The sequence below is a fragment of the Pseudomonas akapageensis genome (assembly GCF_011355085.1).
GTDB lineage: Bacteria > Pseudomonadota > Gammaproteobacteria > Pseudomonadales > Pseudomonadaceae > Aquipseudomonas > Aquipseudomonas akapageensis.
The window spans coordinates 67,020-84,890 of sequence record NZ_VXCP01000035.1 but is presented as its reverse complement, the minus strand read 5'-3'; the positions used below and the strand labels follow the sequence as shown (position 1 = coordinate 84,890).

15 protein-coding genes are annotated in these 17,871 nt (G+C 61.1%); 13 read left to right on the top strand and 2 right to left on the bottom strand.

The features are described from left to right. Positions 1-4 precede the first annotated feature (4 nt). The 9 genes from murD (at position 5) to lpxC (ending at position 10,439) form a co-directional block, all read left to right on the top strand. Complete coding sequence (gene murD, locus F2S13_RS21120) at positions 5-1,351, top strand: UDP-N-acetylmuramoyl-L-alanine--D-glutamate ligase (protein ID WP_166364415.1); 1,347 nt, start codon at positions 5-7, stop codon at positions 1,349-1,351. Beyond that, positions 1,348-2,562 (top strand): putative lipid II flippase FtsW, encoded by a 1,215-nt coding sequence (ftsW, locus tag F2S13_RS21115; protein WP_166364413.1) that lies wholly within the window; start codon positions 1,348-1,350, stop codon positions 2,560-2,562. Before murD ends, ftsW begins: the two co-directional genes overlap by 4 nt. Further along, entirely contained in the window at positions 2,552-3,622 is a 1,071-nt protein-coding gene (gene murG / locus F2S13_RS21110; protein WP_166364411.1) for an undecaprenyldiphospho-muramoylpentapeptide beta-N-acetylglucosaminyltransferase, read from the top strand. The genes ftsW and murG overlap by 11 nt, the downstream gene beginning before the upstream one ends. After that, positions 3,615-5,069: a UDP-N-acetylmuramate--L-alanine ligase gene (gene murC, locus F2S13_RS21105; RefSeq protein WP_166364409.1), complete on the top strand. Its 1,455-nt coding sequence runs from the start codon at positions 3,615-3,617 to the stop codon at positions 5,067-5,069. Before murG ends, murC begins: the two co-directional genes overlap by 8 nt. Then, complete coding sequence (locus tag F2S13_RS21100; RefSeq protein ID WP_166364407.1) at positions 5,066-6,025, top strand: D-alanine--D-alanine ligase; 960 nt, start codon at positions 5,066-5,068, stop codon at positions 6,023-6,025. The genes murC and F2S13_RS21100 overlap by 4 nt, the downstream gene beginning before the upstream one ends. 4 nt (positions 6,026-6,029) lie before the next feature. Then, positions 6,030-6,896 (top strand): cell division protein FtsQ/DivIB, encoded by an 867-nt coding sequence (locus tag F2S13_RS21095; protein ID WP_166364405.1) that lies wholly within the window; start codon positions 6,030-6,032, stop codon positions 6,894-6,896. 13 nt (positions 6,897-6,909) lie between these two features. Continuing rightward, positions 6,910-8,166, top strand: a complete 1,257-nt coding sequence (gene ftsA, locus F2S13_RS21090; protein ID WP_166364403.1) for a cell division protein FtsA — start codon at positions 6,910-6,912, stop codon at positions 8,164-8,166. A 58-nt stretch (positions 8,167-8,224) separates the two neighbouring features. Continuing rightward, on the top strand, positions 8,225-9,415 hold the full coding sequence (gene ftsZ / locus F2S13_RS21085; protein ID WP_166364401.1) for a cell division protein FtsZ: 1,191 nt from the start codon (positions 8,225-8,227) through the stop codon (positions 9,413-9,415). Between the two features lie 112 nt (positions 9,416-9,527). Then, positions 9,528-10,439, top strand: a complete 912-nt coding sequence (gene lpxC / locus F2S13_RS21080) for a UDP-3-O-acyl-N-acetylglucosamine deacetylase (RefSeq protein WP_166364399.1) — start codon at positions 9,528-9,530, stop codon at positions 10,437-10,439. 195 nt (positions 10,440-10,634) lie between these two features. Here the strand turns inward: lpxC and F2S13_RS21075 are convergent, their stop codons facing one another. Further along, positions 10,635-11,090 (bottom strand): DUF721 domain-containing protein, encoded by a 456-nt coding sequence (locus tag F2S13_RS21075; RefSeq protein ID WP_166364397.1) that lies wholly within the window; start codon positions 11,088-11,090, stop codon positions 10,635-10,637. A gap of 305 nt (positions 11,091-11,395) precedes the next feature. Here F2S13_RS21075 and secA point away from each other — a divergent pair, with 305 nt between their 5' ends. The 4 genes from secA to F2S13_RS21055 all read left to right on the top strand — a co-directional run bounded on the left by secA (position 11,396) and on the right by F2S13_RS21055 (position 17,200). Beyond that, complete coding sequence (gene secA / locus F2S13_RS21070) at positions 11,396-14,134, top strand: preprotein translocase subunit SecA (protein WP_166364395.1); 2,739 nt, start codon at positions 11,396-11,398, stop codon at positions 14,132-14,134. A gap of 130 nt (positions 14,135-14,264) precedes the next feature. Further along, a complete protein-coding gene (gene argJ / locus F2S13_RS21065; RefSeq protein ID WP_166364393.1) occupies positions 14,265-15,482 on the top strand; it encodes a bifunctional glutamate N-acetyltransferase/amino-acid acetyltransferase ArgJ in 1,218 nt (405 codons plus the stop codon). Positions 15,483-15,626: 144 nt separating this feature from the next. Then, positions 15,627-16,259 (top strand): glutathione S-transferase family protein, encoded by a 633-nt coding sequence (locus tag F2S13_RS21060; protein WP_166364391.1) that lies wholly within the window; start codon positions 15,627-15,629, stop codon positions 16,257-16,259. After that, positions 16,256-17,200 (top strand): Nudix family hydrolase, encoded by a 945-nt coding sequence (locus F2S13_RS21055; protein WP_166364389.1) that lies wholly within the window; start codon positions 16,256-16,258, stop codon positions 17,198-17,200. The genes F2S13_RS21060 and F2S13_RS21055 overlap by 4 nt, the downstream gene beginning before the upstream one ends. 105 nt (positions 17,201-17,305) lie before the next feature. Here the strand turns inward: F2S13_RS21055 and F2S13_RS21050 are convergent, their stop codons facing one another. After that, positions 17,306-17,869 carry a cob(I)yrinic acid a,c-diamide adenosyltransferase gene (locus F2S13_RS21050; RefSeq protein WP_166364387.1) on the bottom strand — a complete coding sequence of 188 codons (564 nt, stop codon included), beginning with the start codon at positions 17,867-17,869 and terminating at the stop codon, positions 17,306-17,308. Positions 17,870-17,871 lie beyond the last annotated feature (2 nt).

Below are 17,871 nucleotides of genomic sequence, written 5' to 3'. Positions count from 1 at the left end.
ACGAGTGTCTCTGATCGCTTCTGACCACTTCCGCATCGTTGTCGGCCTCGGCAAGAGCGGCATGTCCCTGGTGCGCTTCCTGGCGCAGCGGGGCGTGGCCTTTGCGGTGGCCGATACACGCGAGAACCCACCGGAGCTGGCGACGCTGCGGCGTGACTACCCTCAGGTGGAAGTGCGTTGTGGCGAGCTGGACGTGGAGTTCCTCTGCCGCGCCGATGAACTGTACGTGAGCCCAGGCCTTGCCTTGTCGACTCCGGCGTTGCAGCAGGCTGCCACTCGTGGTGTGAAACTGTCCGGCGACATCGAGCTGTTCGCGCGTAACGCGAAAGCGCCCATCGTGGCAATCACGGGTTCGAACGCAAAAAGTACGGTCACTACCCTGGTCGGCGAAATGGCCGCGGCTGCCGGTAAACGCGTTGCCGTGGGCGGCAACCTGGGCACGCCGGCCTTGGACCTGCTCGGCGATGACGTCGAGCTCTATGTACTGGAACTGTCCAGCTTCCAGCTGGAGACTACCGACCAGTTGAACGCCGAAGTCGCGACCGTGCTCAATGTCAGCGAAGACCACATGGACCGCTACAGCGGTCTGCCGGCGTATCACCTGGCCAAGCACCGGATTTTCCGGGGTGCCCGGCAGGTGGTGGTCAACCGCCAGGACGCCTTGTCCCGGCCGCTGATGAGTGAAGGTCTGCCGTGCTGGACGTTTGGCTTGAACAAGCCGGACTTCAAGGCTTTTGGCCTGCGTGAAGAGAATGGCGAGAAATACCTGGCATTTCAGTTTGAAAACCTGATGCCGGTGCGCGAATTGAAAATCCGCGGCGCCCACAACCAGTCCAATGCCCTCGCGGCGCTGGCGTTGGGGCACGCGGTCAGTCTGCCGTTCGACGCGATGCTGGCCAGCTTGCGTACTTTCGCTGGCCTGGCGCACCGTTGCCAATGGTTGCGTGAGCGCGACGGCGTGACCTGGTACGACGACTCCAAGGCGACCAACGTCGGTGCGGCCCTCGCCGCCATCGAAGGGCTGGGCGCCGACATCGCCGGCAAGCTGGTGCTGGTTGCCGGTGGCGACGGCAAGGGGGCCGATTTCAGCGCCTTGCGCGCACCGGTGGCGGCCCATTGCCGCGCCGTGGTGCTGCTGGGGCGCGATGCCGAGTTGCTGGCCGCGGCCCTGGGCGACGCCGTGCCATTGATCCGGGTCAAGACACTCGATGAAGCAGTACAGCAATGTGCCGGGCTTGCCCGCGATGGCGATGCGGTGCTGTTGTCTCCTGCGTGCGCGAGCCTGGACATGTTCAAGAACTTCGAAGAGCGCGGGCGTCTGTTTGCCCAAGCCGTGGAGGCCTTGTCATGATCCTTGGCATCATCAAGCCCTATCCATCGCCGCTGATCAGCGGTCGGGGCATCGACCTGGATTTCGCCATGCTGGCCGGTTGCCTGGGCCTGCTTGGCCTTGGCCTGGTGATGATCACTTCCGCATCCTCGGAAGTGGCTGCAGTGCAGTCGGGCAACCCGCTCTATCACATGATCCGTCACCTGGTTTACGTGGTGCTCGGTGTGGGCGCCTGCATTGCCACCATGATGGTGCCGATCTCGACCTGGCAGCGCATGGGCTGGCTGATGCTGGTGGGCGCCTTCGGTTTGCTGGTGCTGGTGCTGGTGCCGGGTATCGGCCGGGAAGTGAACGGTTCGATGCGCTGGATCGGCTTCAGCTTCTTCAACGTGCAACCGTCGGAAATTGCCAAGGTGTTCGTGGTGATTTACCTGGCGGGTTACCTGGTGCGCCGCCAGCAGGAAGTCCGCGAGAGCTGGATGGGCTTCTTCAAGCCCTTCATCGTGCTGTTGCCAATGGCCGGCCTGCTGCTGATGGAGCCCGACTTCGGTGCCACGGTAGTGATGATGGGCGCGGCAGCGGCAATGCTGTTTCTTGGTGGCGTCGGCCTGTTCCGCTTCACCCTCATGGTGGCACTGGCGGTCGTGGCGGTGGTGGGCCTGGTCCAGGCGCAACCCTACCGGATGGCGCGTCTGATCACCTTTACCGACCCCTGGTCCGATCAGTTCGGTTCCGGCTATCAATTGACCCAGGCACTGATTGCCTTTGGTCGCGGCGAATGGCTGGGTGTGGGCCTGGGCAACAGCGTGCAGAAGCAGTTCTACCTGCCTGAGGCGCACACCGACTTCGTATTCTCGGTATTGGCCGAAGAGCTGGGTGTGATCGGCTCCCTGGCCACCGTGGCACTGTTCGTGTTCGTCAGCGTGCGCGCCATGTATATCGGCTTGTGGGCAGAAAAGGCCAAGCAGTTCTTTGCTGCTTATATGGCCTACGGCCTGGCGTTTCTGTGGATTGGTCAATTCCTGATCAATATTGGCGTGAACGTCGGCCTCTTGCCGACCAAGGGCCTGACCTTGCCATTCCTGAGCTACGGCGGCAGTTCGCTGGTGATCTGCTGCGCCTGCGCGGGCTTGCTCCTGCGTATCGAGTGGGAGAGCCGCACGCACCTGGGCAGCGAAGAGACGGAGTTCAGTGAAAGCGACTTCGCCGAGGAGCCAAGCCATGGGCGCTAACGTGCTGATTATGGCCGGTGGCACCGGCGGACACGTGTTCCCGGCCCTGGCCTGCGCCCGTGAATTCCAGGCACGTGGTTACAGCGTGCACTGGCTGGGTACGCCGCGCGGCATCGAAAACGAACTGGTGCCACAAGCGGGCATACCCCTGCACTTGATCCAGGTAACCGGCCTGCGTGGCAAAGGGCGTTTGTCGCTGCTCAAGGCGCCTTTCACCCTGGTCAAGGCAGTGCTCCAGGCGCGCCGGGTCATGAAGGAATTGAAGCCGGTCTGTGTGATCGGCTTCGGCGGTTATGTGACCGGCCCTGGTGGCGTCGCTGCCAAGTTGTCCGGCGTGCCGGTGGTGATTCACGAACAGAACGCCAAGGCGGGTACCGCCAATCGGCTGCTGGTGCCGTTCGCCAGTCGAGTCTGCGAAGCTTTCCCGGAAACCTTCGGCGCCTCGGGCAAGCGCCGCACCACCGGTAATCCGGTGCGCGCCGAATTGTTTCTGGAAACATCGCGTCCGGCCCTGGTCGGGCGCAAGCCACGGCTATTGGTCCTGGGCGGCAGCCTGGGGGCCGAGCCATTGAACAAACTCTTGCCGCAAGCGCTGGCGAAAGTCCCTGAGGCCGCTCGCCCGGAAGTCTTTCACCAGGCGGGCAAGCAACACGATGAAGCGACCGCCAAACGCTACCGCGAGGCTGGCGTCGAGGCGCAAGTGGCACCGTTCATCAAAGACATGGCGCAGGCCTATGGCTGGGCAGACCTGGTGGTCTGCCGAGCGGGTGCGCTGACGGTCAGTGAACTGGCGGCCGCCGGCCTGCCTTCGATGCTGGTGCCCTTGCCCCATGCGATCGACGATCACCAGACCCACAACGCCAACTATCTGGCTCGCGAAGGCGCTGCCTTCCTGATGCCACAAGCGACAACTGGCGCAGCCGAACTGGCTGAACGCCTGAACGAGGTGCTGATGCAACCGGAAAAACTCAACACGATGGCCAGCACCGCACGGCGCCTGGCCAAACCTGATGCTACCCGCACCGTAGTCGATATCTGCCTGGAGGTGGCCCATGGTTGAAAACCAGAAAGCGATGCCACAACCGGAAATGCGCCGTATCCGTCGTATCCACTTCGTCGGTGTCGGCGGCGTGGGCATGTGCGGTATTGCCGAAGTACTGCTGAACCTGGGCTATCAAGTCTCGGGTTCCGACCTGAAAGCTTCGCCTGTGACCGAGCGGCTGAAAACCTTCGGTGCGGAGATTTTCATTGGTCACCGTGCCGAGAACGCGGCAGCTGCCGATGTGCTGGTGGTTTCGAGCGCGGTCAACACCTCCAACCCGGAAGTAGCCAATGCGCTGGAACGTCGCATTCCCGTGGTGCCGCGTGCCGAGATGCTCGCCGAGCTGATGCGCTACCGCCACGGCATCGCCGTTGCCGGTACCCACGGCAAGACCACCACCACCAGCTTGCTGGCTTCGGTATTTGCCGCCGGTGGCCTGGATCCGACCTTCGTCATCGGCGGCCGACTCAATGCGGCCGGGACCAATGCGCAGCTGGGCACTAGCCGCTACCTGATCGCCGAAGCCGACGAGAGCGATGCCAGCTTCCTGCACCTGCAGCCGTTGGTCGCCGTAGTGACCAACATCGACGCCGACCACATGGCGACCTACGAAGGTGACTTCAACAAACTGAAGAAAACCTTCGTCGAGTTCCTCCACAACCTGCCGTTCTATGGCCTGGCGGTGGTCTGCCTGGACGACCCGGTGGTGCGCGAGATTTTGCCGCAGGTCAAACGTCCGACCGTTACCTACGGTTTCAACGAAGACGCCGACGTGCGTGCGATCAATGTTCGTCAGGAAGGCATGCAGACCTACTTCACGGTGCTGCGCCGCGACCGTGAGCCGCTGGATGTGTCGGTGAACATGCCCGGCAACCACAACGTTCTCAATGCGCTGGCGACCATTGCCATTGCCACTGACGAAGACATCACCGACGAAGCCATCGTCAAGGGGCTGTCGGGCTTCCAGGGCGTCGGCCGACGCTTCCAGGTGTACGGCGAACTGCCGGTCGAAAATGGCAGCGTGATGCTGGTCGACGACTACGGTCACCACCCGACCGAAGTCGCCGCAGTCATCAAGGCTGTGCGCGGTGGCTGGCCGGATCGGCGCCTGGTGATGGTCTACCAGCCGCACCGCTACAGCCGTACCCGCGACCTGTACGACGATTTCGTGCAAGTGTTGGCCGACGCCAACGTACTGCTCCTGATGGAAGTCTACCCGGCCGGGGAAGAGCCGATTCCCGGCGCGGACAGCCGTCAGCTCTGCCACAGCATTCGTCAGCGTGGCCAGCTTGACCCGATCTATATCGAGCGTGGCGTCGAGCTGGCGCCGCTGGTCAAGCCGCTGCTGCGTGCCGGCGACATCCTGCTCTGCCAAGGGGCAGGGGATATCGGCGGGCTGGCGCCGCAATTACTGAAAAGCCCGCTGTTTGCGGGTGCTGTTGCCACTCAGGGGAAGGTGAAATGACCGTCAACACTTACGATCAGCTGTTTTCGACGATCGCACCGAAGGATTTCGGTCGCGTCGCCGTGCTGTTCGGCGGCAAGAGCGCCGAGCGTGAGGTTTCCCTGAAGTCGGGCAACGCTGTGCTCCAGGCACTGCAGAGCGCCGGTGTGGATGCGTTCGGCATCGATGTCGGCGACGATCTGTTGAGCCGCCTGATGAGCGAGAAAATCGATCGCGCCTTCATCATTCTGCACGGTCGTGGTGGCGAAGACGGCAGCATGCAGGGTCTGCTCGAATGCCTGAACATTCCCTACACCGGCAGCGGGATTCTGGCTTCGGCGCTGGCGATGGACAAGCTGCGCACCAAGCAGGTCTGGAAGAGCCTGGGCATTCCGACACCGCATCACGCGACACTGGCGAGCGAGGCGGATTGTATTTCGGCGGCGACGGAACTGGGCTTCCCTTTGATCGTCAAACCGGCCCATGAAGGTTCAAGTATCGGTATGGCCAAAGTGTCCAGCGTCGAAGAATTGATCGTCGCCTGGAAAGCAGCCAGCACCTACGACTCGCAAGTCCTGGTCGAGCAGTGGATCCAGGGTCCGGAATTCACCATCGCGACCCTGCGTGATCAGGTATTGCCGCCTATCGCCCTGGGTACCCCCCACACGTTCTACGACTACGACGCCAAATACGTGGCCAACGATACCCAGTATCGGATCCCGTGTGGCCTCGACGCAGCCAAGGAAGCCGAACTCATCGACCTGACCGCACGGGCCTGCGAGGCCGTCGGCATTTCCGGCTGGGGCCGGGTCGATGTGATGCAGGACGCCGAAGGACGATTCTGGTTACTGGAAGTCAACACAGCGCCAGGCATGACCGATCACAGCCTGGTCCCAATGGCAGCACGTGCTGCCGGCCTGGATTTCCAGCAATTGGTGCTGGCGATTCTGGCCGCCAGCGTAGAGGCGCGAGGTTAATCCCATGCAAGGCGCGATGTTACGTCATCAGCAACCCGCCACCGGCCGCAAGCCGGTGCCGCGTGGTGCCAGCCGGATGGTGGCCAAGGAGCCACTGTCGGCGCGCCTGCCCAAGGCCAACTTCAGTTTCTTCAAGCGCCTGATGTGGCCGGTTTTGCTGGTTGCATTGGGGTTCGGCACGTATGAGGGCGCGCAACGCCTGATGCCCTATGCCGATCGACCGATTACCAAGATCGCGGTGCAGGGTGATCTCAGCTACATCAGCCAACAGGCGGTGCAGCAGCGAATCGCGCCTTATGTCGCGGCGAGCTTTTTCACCATTGATCTGGCGAGCATGCGTGCCGAGCTCGAACAGATGCCATGGATTGCCCACGCCGAAGTCCGCCGGGTCTGGCCGGATCAGGTGGTGATTCGCCTGGAAGAGCAATTGCCGGTGGCGCGCTGGGGCGAAGAAGCCCTGCTGAACAATCAGGGCCAGGCGTTCGCGCCACGCGAGCTGGCCAACTACGAGCATCTGCCGCAGCTGTTTGGTCCGCAGCGGGCTCAGCAGCAAGTGATGCAGCAGTATCAGGTGTTGAGCCAGATGCTGCGGCCCTTGGGCTTTTCGATTGCGCGGCTGGAATTGCGCGAGCGTGGAAGCTGGTTCCTGACCACCGGTGCCGGCAGTGCCGGCCCGGGCATCGAGTTATTGCTGGGACGCGACCACCTGGTGGAAAAAATGCGCCGTTTCATTGCCATTTACGACAAGACGTTGAAAGAACAGATCACGAATATTGCGCGGATCGATCTGCGCTACGCCAACGGCCTGGCTGTCGGCTGGCGGGAACCGATTGCGCCGTCGACGGAACAACCCGCCGTCGCGAAGAATTAAGAGAGGCAGGACCATGGCAAATGTGCAAAGCGGCAAAATGATCGTTGGTTTGGATATCGGCACCTCCAAGGTAGTGGCACTGGTCGGTGAAGTCGCCGCCGATGGCACGCTGGAAATCGTCGGTATCGGTACCCATCCATCGCGCGGCCTGAAAAAGGGCGTGGTGGTGAATATCGAGTCGACCGTGCAATCGATCCAGCGCGCGGTCGAAGAGGCCCAACTGATGGCGGGCTGCCGTATCCACTCGGCGTTCGTGGGTGTGGCCGGCAATCATATTCGCAGTCTCAATTCCCACGGCATCGTGGCAATTCGCGACCGTGAAGTCAGCTCGGCAGACCTGGAGCGCGTGCTCGACGCCGCCCAGGCCGTCGCGATCCCGGCTGACCAGCGCGTGCTGCACACCTTGCCGCAGGACTACGTCATCGATAACCAGGAAGGCGTTCGCGAACCCCTGGGCATGTCCGGCGTTCGCCTGGAAGCCAAGGTGCATGTGGTGACCTGCGCGGTGAATGCGGCGCAGAACATCGAGAAGTGTGTACGCCGCTGCGGCCTGGAAATCGACGACATCATCCTCGAGCAACTGGCCTCGGCCTACTCGGTACTGACCGACGACGAGAAAGAGCTGGGCGTGTGCCTGGTGGACATCGGCGGCGGCACCACCGACATCGCCATCTTCACCGAAGGCGCGATCCGTCATACCGCGGTCATCCCGATTGCCGGCGACCAGGTCACCAATGACATCGCCATGGCCCTGCGTACGCCGACCCAGTACGCCGAAGAAATCAAGATTCGTTACGCCTGTGCCCTGGCCAAGCTGGCCGGCGCGGGTGAAACCATCAAGGTACCGAGCGTTGGCGATCGTCCGCCGCGCGAATTGTCCCGCCAGGCCTTGGCCGAGGTAGTGGAGCCACGTTACGACGAGCTCTTCACCCTGATCCAGGCCGAACTGCGTCGCAGTGGTTATGAGGACCTGATTCCGGCTGGCATCGTGCTGACCGGCGGTACGGCGAAGATGGAAGGCGCGGTCGAGTTGGCCGAAGAGATCTTCCACATGCCGGTTCGCCTTGGCATGCCACACACGGTCCATGGCTTGGCCGATGTCGTGCGCAACCCGATCTATTCCACTGGTGTGGGCCTGCTGATGTACGGATTGCAGAAGCAATCCGATGGTGTGTCCCTGTCCGGTATTAGCAGCAGCAACAGCTATGGCGACGAAGCTAAAGCACCTGTGCTTGAACGATTCAAGCGTTGGGTCCAGGGCAACTTTTAAGTTTTCAAAGCAGTAGTAGTAGGCGCAAAAAAACTAGAGAAATGAAAGGAGAGGGAAAATGTTCGAACTCGTAGACAACATCCCGCAAAGCCCGGTGATCAAGGTCATCGGTGTCGGTGGTGGCGGTGGCAATGCTGTTAATCACATGGTTAAGAGCAACATCGAAGGCGTGGAATTCATCTGCGCCAACACCGACGCACAAGCGCTGAAAAACATCGGTGCGCGCACCATCCTGCAATTGGGCACTGGCGTGACCAAGGGCCTGGGTGCCGGCGCCAATCCGGAAGTCGGTCGTCAGGCCGCTCTGGAAGACCGCGAGCGCATCGCCGAAGTACTGCAAGGCACCAACATGGTGTTCATCACCACCGGCATGGGCGGCGGTACCGGTACCGGTGCTGCGCCGATCATCGCCGAAGTGGCCAAGGAACTGGGTATCCTCACCGTTGCGGTGGTGACCCGTCCGTTCCCGTTCGAAGGCCGCAAGCGTATGCAGATTGCCGATGAAGGCATCCGCGCGCTGTCGGAAAGCGTCGACTCGCTGATCACCATTCCGAACGAAAAGCTGCTGACCATCCTGGGCAAGGATGCCAGCCTGCTGTCGGCGTTCGCCAAGGCTGACGATGTGCTGGCCGGTGCCGTTCGCGGTATCTCCGACATCATCAAGCGTCCGGGCATGATCAACGTCGACTTCGCCGACGTGCGTACCGTGATGAGCGAAATGGGCATGGCCATGATGGGTACCGGCTGCGCCAGTGGTCCTAACCGTGCGCGTGAAGCGACCGAGGCGGCCATTCGCAACCCGCTGCTCGAAGACGTCAACCTGCAGGGTGCCCGCGGTATCCTGGTCAACATCACCGCAGGTCCCGACCTGTCGCTGGGCGAGTACTCGGACGTGGGTAGCATCATCGAGGCCTTCGCTTCCGATCACGCCATGGTCAAGGTCGGTACCGTTATCGATCCGGACATGCGTGACGAGCTGCATGTGACTGTAGTAGCCACCGGTCTGGGCGCGAAAATCGAGAAGCCTGTCAAGGTCATCGACAACACGCTGCAAACCACGCAGCAAACCGTGTCCGCTCCAGCGCCAGCGCGCCAGGAACAGGCGTCGGTCAACTATCGCGATCTGGACCGTCCGACAGTTATGCGTAACCAGGCCCACGCCGGTGCAGCAGCCGCTGCTAAAATGAATCCGCAAGACGATCTGGATTACCTGGACATCCCGGCTTTCCTGCGTCGTCAGGCTGATTAATGAAATTTATCAGGGGTATTAGGGTGATTGGTGTTCAGCAAAGGCAGGGTCTGGTATTATCGCCAGCCTTTGTTGATACCAGTTCGCAATTTGCGCTGAAGCGGCCAATGCCATGATTAAACAACGCACCCTGAAGAATATTATCCGTGCCACAGGTGTCGGCCTGCACTCGGGGGAAAAGGTTTACCTGACCCTCAAGCCCGCGCCTGTGGATACCGGCATCGTGTTCTGTCGCGCCGACCTCGACCCCGTGGTGCAGATCCCTGCCCGTGCGGAAAACGTCGGTGAAACCACGATGTCGACCACTCTGGTCAACGGCGATACCAAGGTAGACACGGTAGAGCATCTGCTCTCGGCCATGGCCGGCCTGGGCATCGATAACGCCTACGTCGAACTCTCCGCGTCCGAAGTGCCAATCATGGATGGCAGCGCAGGGCCCTTTGTATTCCTGATTCAATCTGCCGGCCTGGAAGAACAGGACGCAGCCAAGAAGTTCATCCGTATCCTGCGGGAAGTGACCGTGGAAGATGGCGACAAGCGCGCCACCTTCGTGCCTTTCGAAGGGTTCAAGGTGAGTTTCGAGATCGATTTCGATCATCCGGTGTTCCAGAACCGCACCCAGAGTGCCAGCGTGGATTTTTCCAGCACTTCGTTCGTAAAAGAAGTCAGCCGCGCCCGTACCTTTGGTTTCATGAGTGATATCGAGTACCTGCGCAAGCACAACCTCGCACTCGGCGGTAGCGTGGAAAACGCCATCGTGGTCGATACGGACGGTGTGTTGAACGAAGACGGCCTGCGGTATGAGGACGAATTCGTCAAACACAAGATCCTCGACGCCATCGGCGACCTTTACCTGCTGGGCAATAGCCTGATTGGTGAGTTCCGCGGCTTCAAATCTGGTCATGCACTGAACAACCAGCTCCTGCGCAAGCTCATCGAGCAGAAGGATGCCTGGGAAGTGGTGACTTTCGAAGATGCCAGTACGGCACCGATCTCTTACATGCGTCCGGTTGCGGCAGTGTAAGTACAAACTCTCTCTTCTTTAGTTGTTTTTTAAAGGCTGCCTTCGGGTGGCCTTTTTTTATGCCTGCAGGGTCGATTTTTCTCGTTCCCACGCTCCGCGTGGGAATGCAGTGCCAGACGCTCCAGCGTCGACAGGCGCGACGCAGAGCGTCACCGGATGCATTCCCACGCGGAGCGTGGGAACGAGGAGCTCACATCATTCGCGGGCTTTGGCGTGGGCGGCCAGACGCTCAAGGGCTGCGCGCAGCTTGGGATCGCTGATGCCTTCGGCCGTTGCCTGGATGCTTTCCGCCGCCTGGCTGGAAAGGTCCATGGAATGCCCTGCCGCGCCGCTCTGCACCGTGGGCGGTTGGACCTTGAACAGGATACGGGTCAGGCTGGAAAATTCTTCGAGGGCCTGGAGTTGGCGTTGCAGGCGTTTCTGTTGATAGCGCAGGCGCGTGGCCCAGTGACCGTCGGTCACAATCAGCAGCAGGCTGCCTTCGCGCCATGAAGCGACATGGCAGTGTTCGCGGGCGGCGGGTTGCAGTTGGCTTTCGAGCAAGCGCTGTAGATGCGCCAGGCGTTGAGCCTGACTGAACAGCGCTTTGAGTGGCTTGGCTTCGCGCAATAAAACGGCGGGCGCCCGGGCCGGAAGAGGGCGAAATGCCATACAAGGAAACCTGAAGTTACAGAGCCTGCATGTTAACAGAATGCCTGCGCTGTGCCTGTTCTGCCGGATGCCTACGCTGCGGGCAAAGGTGCCAAAGCGTATTCTTGTGCGCTCGAAAGCTTGAAGTTGACGAAAAAGCCCTTATTTTAAAAAAGCCCCGTCACAACGCTGCGCCAGCATCGTGGAATAGCCACTTTCCTCTCCATCGTTTCCGGGTAGAATGCTCGTTCGCATGCGGCCATAAGGGCTGCACGGGCGACTCACGGGGCCGCCCTCCATCCCTACGTGTGGAAGATCCTGCCGATATGTTTGCGCCTTTGTTAAAGAAACTTTTTGGAAGCAAGAACGAGCGCGAAGTCAAACGCCTGCTCAAGACGGTACAGATCGTCAATGCCTTCGAAGAGCAGATGGTGGCGCTCTCGGACGAGCAGCTGCGCGCCAAGACCGCAGAGTTCAAGAGCCGCCTCGCAAAGGGCGAGACCCTCGACCAGCTTCTGCCTGAAGCCTTCGCGGTAGCCCGCGAAGCTGGCAAGCGTGTCATGGGTATGCGCCACTTCGATGTGCAACTGATCGGCGGCATGACCTTGCACGAAGGCATGATCGCAGAAATGCGCACCGGTGAAGGCAAGACCCTGGTGGCAACCCTGGCGGTATACCTCAATGCGTTGTCCGGCAACGGCGTTCACGTAGTGACGGTGAACGACTACCTGGCTCGCCGCGACGCCAACTGGATGCGCCCGCTGTACGAATTCCTTGGCTTGTCTGTCGGCGTCGTCACGCCGTTCCAGCCGCCTGAGGAAAAACGTGCCGCCTATGCTGCCGACATCACCTACGGCACCAACAACGAATTCGGTTTCGATTACCTGCGCGACAACATGGCGTTCAGCATGGAAGAGAAATTCCAGCGCGAGCTGAATTTCGCCGTGGTCGACGAAGTCGACTCCATCCTGATCGACGAAGCCCGTACGCCGCTGATCATCTCCGGCCAGGCCGAAGACAGCTCCAAGCTTTACACCGAAATCAACAAGCTGATTCCGCGCCTGGAGCTGCACATCGAGGAAGTGGAAGGCGAAGTCACCAAGGCCGGCCACTACACCGTCGATGAGAAGACCCGTCAGGTCGAGCTCAATGAAGCCGGTCACCAGTTCATCGAAGAGATGCTCACCCAGGTTGGCTTGCTGGCCGAAGGCGAGAGCCTCTACTCGGCGCACAACCTGGGCTTGCTGACCCACGTTTACTCGGGCCTGCGCGCGCACAAGCTATTCCATCGCAACGTCGAATACATCGTCCAGGATGGTCAGATCCTGCTGGTCGACGAACATACCGGCCGTACCATGCCGGGCCGTCGCCTCTCCGAAGGTCTGCACCAGGCGATCGAAGCGAAGGAAGGCCTGAACATCCAGGCCGAAAGCCAGACCCTGGCATCGACCACCTTCCAGAACTACTTCCGTCTGTACAACAAGCTGTCGGGCATGACCGGTACCGCCGATACCGAGGCGTTCGAATTTCAGCAGATCTACAACCTGCCGGTCATGGTCATCCCGCCGAACAAGCCTTTGGCGCGCAAGGACTTCAACGACCTGGTGTACCTCACCGCGGACGAGAAGTACGCCGCGATCATCGCCGACATCAAGGAAAGCATGGCCCAGGGCCGTCCTGTCCTGGTCGGTACGGCGACCATCGAAACTTCCGAGCACATGTCCAATCTGCTCAAGAAGGAAGGCATCGACCACAAGGTCCTCAACGCCAAGTACCACGAGAAAGAAGCGGAAATCATCGCCCAGGCCGGTCGTCCGGGCGCACTGACCATCGCCACCAACATGGCCGGTCGTGGTACCGACATCCTGTTGGGCGGCAACTGGGAAGTGGAAGTGGCTTCCATGGAAAGCCCGTCGCCTGAACAGATCGCCCAGATCAAGGCCGACTGGCAGAAGCGCCATCAGCAAGTGATCCAGTCCGGTGGCCTGCACGTGATCGCTTCCGAGCGTCATGAATCTCGCCGTATCGACAACCAGCTGCGTGGTCGTGCCGGTCGTCAGGGTGACACCGGTTCCAGCCGTTTCTACCTGTCGCTCGAAGACAGCCTGATGCGAATCTTCGCTTCCGACCGGGTGAAGAACTTCATGAAGGCGCTGGGCATGCAGTCCGGCGAAGCCATCGAACACCGCATGGTGACCAATGCCATCGAGAAGGCCCAGCGCAAGGTCGAAGGCCGCAACTTCGATATTCGCAAACAGCTTCTCGAGTTCGACGACGTCGCCAACGAACAGCGTAAAGTGATCTATCACATGCGCAACAGCCTGCTGGCGGCAGACAACATTGGTGACACCATCGCCGACTTCCGTCAGGAAGTGCTCGATGCCACTGTCAGCCAGCACATTCCTCCGCAGTCGCTGCCCGAGCAATGGGACGTGGCGGGACTGGAAGCTGCGTTGGCCAGCGACTTCGGCGTGAAACTGCCGATTCAGCAATGGCTCGACGAAGACGATCACCTGTACGAAGAAACCCTGCGCGAGAAGCTGATGGCCGAATTGCTGGCCGCTTACAACGAGAAGGAAGAGCAGGCCAGCGCCGAGGCCCTGCGTACCTTCGAGAAGCAGATCCTGCTGCGCGTTCTCGACGACCTGTGGAAAGACCACCTGTCGACCATGGATCACCTGCGTCATGGTATTCACCTGCGTGGTTATGCCCAGAAGAACCCGAAACAGGAATATAAGCGCGAGTCCTTCACCCTGTTCCAGGACCTGCTGGATTCGATCAAGCGCGACACCATTCGCGTTCTGTCCCACGTTCAGGTTCGCCGCGAAGACCCGATCGAAGAAGAAGCCCGTCTGCGTCGCGAGGCCGAAGAGCTGGCTCAGCGCATGCAGTTCCAGCATGCCGATGCGCCTGGTCTGGAGCACCAGGTGGAGTCCCAGGGTGAGGATGCCGATGTTGCCATTGCTGCCGTTCCGGTGCGCAACGAACTGAAGCTGGGCCGTAACGAGCCATGCTGGTGCGGTTCGGGCAAGAAGTTCAAGCATTGCCACGGTCAGATCGAATAAAGATCTGCTCAGGTTCTGATACTGCTTTATGAACACCTCGCCGCGACCGGCCCCGAGCCGTCGCGGCGTTTTTCCATCTCAAGCGCCGTATGGTTGAATACGGCGAAGATCCCTCTCTAGGAGCGCTTTCATGGCTGTTGGTCTTGGTCCTTTGCCAACGTTGCACCCGGTACCTGGTTTCGAACTCGGCATCGCTTCGGCGGGCATCAAGCGCCCGGGGCGCAAGGATGTGGTCGTCATGCGCTGCGCCGAGGGTTCCAGCGTGGCGGGCGTGTTCACCTTGAATGCCTTTTGCGCCGCCCCCGTGATCCTGTCCAAGCAGCGTGTGAAAGGCACCGTACGTTACCTGTTGACCAACACCGGCAATGCCAACGCCGGTACCGGCGAGCAGGGCCTGAAGGACGCCGCCCGCACCTGCGCCACCCTGGCGAAGCTGACCGGTGTCGATGAAAGCGCCGTGTTGCCGTACTCCACCGGTGTCATCGGTGAGCCACTGCCTGTGGAAAAAATCGAAGGCGCCCTGCAGGCCGCCCTCGACGACCTGTCTGTGGATAACTGGGCGGCAGCCGCCACCGGCATCATGACCACCGATACCCTGCCCAAGGGCGCCAGCCGTCAGTTCCAGCATGAAGGCGTGACCGTCACCGTCACTGGCATCAGCAAGGGCGCGGGCATGATTCGCCCGAACATGGCCACCATGCTCGGCTACATCGCCACCGACGCCAAGGTGGCACCGGCGATCCTGCAGAACCTGCTGTTCGATGGCGCGAACAAATCCTTCAACCGCATCACCATCGATGGCGATACGTCGACCAACGATTGCTGCATGCTGATTGCCACCGGCAAGGCCGCCGTGCCTGAAATCGCCGAGGCCAGCGGCCCGCTGTACGCAGCGCTGAAACAGGCAGTGTTCGAGGTCTGCATGGAAGTGGCCCAGGCCATCGTGCGTGACGGCGAAGGCGCAACCAAGTTCGTGACCGTTCAAGTCAACGGCGGCGGCAACCATCAGGAGTGCCTGGACGTCGGTTATGCCGTTGCCCACTCGCCACTGATCAAGACCGCGCTGTTCGCCTCCGACCCGAACTGGGGTCGCATCCTGGCGGCGGTTGGCTATGCTGGCGTGCCCAACCTGGACGTAAGCCTGATCGACGTCTTCCTGGGTGATGTCTGCATCGCCAGCCGCGGCGGTCGCAGCGCCAGCTATACCGAAGAGCAGGGCGCGGCAGTGATGGCCAAAGAGGAAATCACCATTCGCATCGAGCTGGGGCGTGGTGAGTGCAGCGAGACGATCTGGACCACCGATCTGTCGCATGAGTATGTGAAGATCAACGCTGAATACCGGTCCTGATATTTAGCGGCCGCTATGCGGCCGATCGCGGGCAAGCCCGCTCCCACAAGGTTTGGTGCACACCGCATAACCCCTGTGGGAGCTGGCTTGCCAGCGATAAGGTCCGAAGGACCTTCATTTCCTCTATCCCAAAGGAGCCGAACCATGAGCTTTCACCTGATCATCGGCGACAAGCTGTACTCTTCCTGGTCCCTGCGTGCCGTCCTGGCAGTGGAGCTGACCGGAGCCCCCTACACCGAACAAATCATCAAGCTCAACCAGCCCGACACCACTGCGCGGCTGCTCGAGCACGCACCTACCGGCAAAGTCCCGTTGCTCAAATGCGAGCACGGCACCATCGCTGATTCCCTGGCCATCGCCGAATACCTCAACGAGCGTTTTCCACAGGCGCAGCTGTGGCCGCAGGATATCGCTGCCCGAGCCCAGGCCCGTTCGGCTTGCGCGCAGATGCACAGCGGTTTCTTCGCCATGCGCAGCAACATGCCGTTCGACCTGAGCCGCGACCAGGCACTGACCCCGATGCCTGCCGATGTGCAGGCCGATATCGACCGCATGGTCGCACTGTGGGCCGAATGCCGTGCGGCAGCGAAGGAGAGCGGGCCTTACCTGTTCGGCAAGGTGAGCCTGGCCGATGCGTTCTTCGCGCCGATCGCCGTGCGTCTGAAGACTTACCGTGTGGTCTTGCCCGTCGAGGCCCAGGCCTACGTTGAAACCATCTATCAGTGGCCAGCCTTCCAGGCCTGGCAGCGGGAAGGTCTGAAGGAGCGTGCAGAGTGAAACGCGTGCATGTGGCTGCGGCGGTAATCCGTGGCCAGGACGGTAGAATTCTGATTGCCCGGCGTGCCGATACCCAGCACCAGGGCGGCTTGTGGGAGTTTCCCGGGGGCAAGGTCGAAGACGGCGAAGCGGTTGAGCTGGCCCTGGCGCGTGAGTTGAACGAGGAGCTGGGGATTGTCGTCACCAGCGCCCGACCCCTGATCAAGGTCAGGCATGACTACCCGGACAAACAGGTGCTGCTGGATGTCTGGGAGGTCTCGAGCTTCACTGGCGAGCCCCACGGGGCTGAAGGTCAGCCGCTGGCCTGGGTCACCGCCCGGGAATTGCCGAACTACGATTTTCCCGAAGCCAACAAGCCGATCGTTGCCGCCGCGAGTCTGCCGGGCGAATACCTGATTACGCCCGACGGTCTGGAAATCGGACCCTTGCTGCGTGGCATGCAGAAAGCCATTGCCGGCGGGATCAAACTGATTCAGCTGCGTGCACCGAACATGTACGACCCGCAGTACCGCGATCTGGCGGTCGATGCCGTGGGCTTGTGCGCCGGCAAGGCGCAATTGATGCTCAAGGGCCCTCTGGAGTGGCTGGGAGACTTCCCGGCGGCCGGTTGGCACCTGACGTCGACTCAGCTGCGCAAATACGCCAGCAGTGGGCGTCCGTTCCCTGAGGAGCGTTGGCTGGCTGCTTCCTGTCACAACGCTGAAGAACTGGCGCTGGCCGAGCAGATGGGCGTCGATTTCGTCACCCTGTCCCCGGTGCAGGAGACCCAGACCCATCCCGAGGCTCAGCCGTTGGGTTGGGAACAGGCCGGTCAGTTGGTGGACGGGTTCAATAAACCGGTGTTCCTGCTCGGTGGTGTCTCGGCCGAGGACCGCCAGCGGGCGTGGGGGATTGGTGCGCAGGGTGTGGCGGGGATTCGGGCTTTCTGGCCTGAGGTTTGATGTAACGGCGAGTGTTTCGCACTCGATCGCTGGCAAGCCAGCTCCCACAGGGTACAGCGGAGCACATTGCACCCTGTGGGAGCGGGCTTGCCCGCGATGAGGCCCTCAAGGTTTCACAGCAGCCTGCCAAAGTATCTCGGCAATCCCCTGACGTCGCGCAATTAGCCTGGCCGCCACAAACAACAAATCCGACAGCCGATTGATATAAGCCAACCCCACCCCCGCCAAAGGCTCTTCGGCATTCAGCTCCTGACAACGCCGCTCGGCACTGCGCGCCAGGCTGCGGCACACATGAGCCTGTGCAATCAGCGTCGAACCACCCGGCAGGATGAAGTTTTCCAGCGGCCCCAATTCCTCGTTCCAGCAGTCGATCGCCGTTTCCAGTCGCTGTACTTCGGCCTCGTTCAGTGCCTGATAAACCGGCATCGCCAACTCACCGCCAAGGTCGAACAAGCGATGCTGGCAGGGTGCCAACACTTCGATCAGCTCAGCCATGGCCGGGTGCTCGGTCAGCCCGGCCAACAAAAGCCCCAGCTGACTGTTGAGCGTGTCGACTTCGCCGATCGCTTCGATCCGCGGGTGATTCTTGGGTACCCGGCGACCGTCGCCCAGGCCGGTCTGACCCTTGTCGCCGGTGCGTGTGTAGATCTTCGACAGGCGAAAACCCATGC